Source organism: Terrisporobacter muris (assembly GCF_024621905.1).
In the GTDB taxonomy this organism is placed as follows: domain Bacteria; phylum Bacillota; class Clostridia; order Peptostreptococcales; family Peptostreptococcaceae; genus Terrisporobacter; species Terrisporobacter muris.
This window is the reverse complement of sequence record NZ_JANKBY010000589.1, coordinates 1-1149: the sequence shown is the minus strand read 5'-3', so window position 1 is coordinate 1149 and position 1149 is coordinate 1. Positions and strand designations below refer to the sequence as shown.

Annotated in this window: 1 protein-coding gene and 1 rRNA gene; both read right to left on the bottom strand. The window is 30.5% G+C overall.

The features are described 5' to 3' along the window. Window positions 1-378: 378 nt before the first annotated feature. Entirely contained in the window at window positions 379-834 is a 456-nt protein-coding gene (tnpA, locus tag NSA58_RS20475) for an IS200/IS605 family transposase (RefSeq protein WP_039681276.1), read from the bottom strand. Window positions 835-1033: 199 nt separating this feature from the next. Beyond that, window positions 1034-1149 (bottom strand): 5S ribosomal RNA (gene rrf, locus NSA58_RS20470).

Here is a 1149-nt window from a genome sequence, read left to right as displayed (position 1 = left end):
TACCTCCTGCGTCTATTTATCATTTTTATATTTTATTTTTCAATATTCTTTAATATCACTAAAAGTCACTTTAATCATAAACAATATTCATTTAGATTCCTTACAAATATTGTTTATTTATCACTCTTTAATAATTTCATTAAATAAATTATATTTTCATTCTTTGTTAAAAATTAATTACTTAATTAAATCTTTCATTCATAATTAATTCCCACTTAGATTTTCTCAATTTAAGTTAAATAATCATAATCCACCGTAAAACGTGTGGCTTATAAACCTTTTTTGGTGACAGCGTCTAAAGGATGATGTTTTTTACTTTGTTCATACCAAAATGCCTTTTGATACTAGGTAATCCCTAAAGGGATTTTTTGTTACCAACTACCCTTTGAAATGGTCTTTATATTCTTTGACACTTAATTTATCTTTTAATATGTCTTGATTTTCTTGTTCCTGTATATATTTTTTAATTGTTGCTTCGTTAAGGCCTACGGTACTAACGTAAAATCCTTCGACCCAAAAGTGTCTATTCCCAAACTTATATTTTAGATTTGCATGTCTATCGAATATCATTAGTTCACTTTTGCCTTTCAAATATCCCATAAAACTAGATACACTCAACTTTGGTGGTATACTAACTAGCATATGTATATGATCGGGCATCAAGTGCCCTTCAATTATTTCAACACCTTTATAGTTACATAATTGTCTAATTATTTGACCTATGCTTTCTCGATATTGATTATATATGATTTTTCGTCTATACTTAGGTGTAAATATAATATGATATTTGCATAGCCATTTTGTATGAGCTAAGCTATTCGTTTTATTTGCCATAAAATCACCTTTCCTTTCATCATTTTGTAGCCTGAACAACTACATTATATCTTAGAAAAGGTGATTTTTTAGTATAACTATCGTTTCCGCATCCGCATAGCGGGTGGTTTAATATTGAGTATACATACTCAACAGGCTAAAAGCCCATAATAAAAACATACCAATTAGGTATGTTTAAACATTTATACAAAAAAAGATTACGTGGCTACGTGCTACTCTCCCAGGGGGTCGCCCCCCAAGTACCATTGCCGCTCAAGAGCTTAACTTCTGTGTTCGGAATGGGAACAGGTGTATCCTCTTTGCTATAATAACCAC

Coding starts and splice junctions, on each gene's coding strand:
- tnpA (WP_039681276.1), bottom strand. CDS start 834: ATGGCAAATAAAACGAATAGCTTAGCTCATACAAAATGGCTATGCAAA.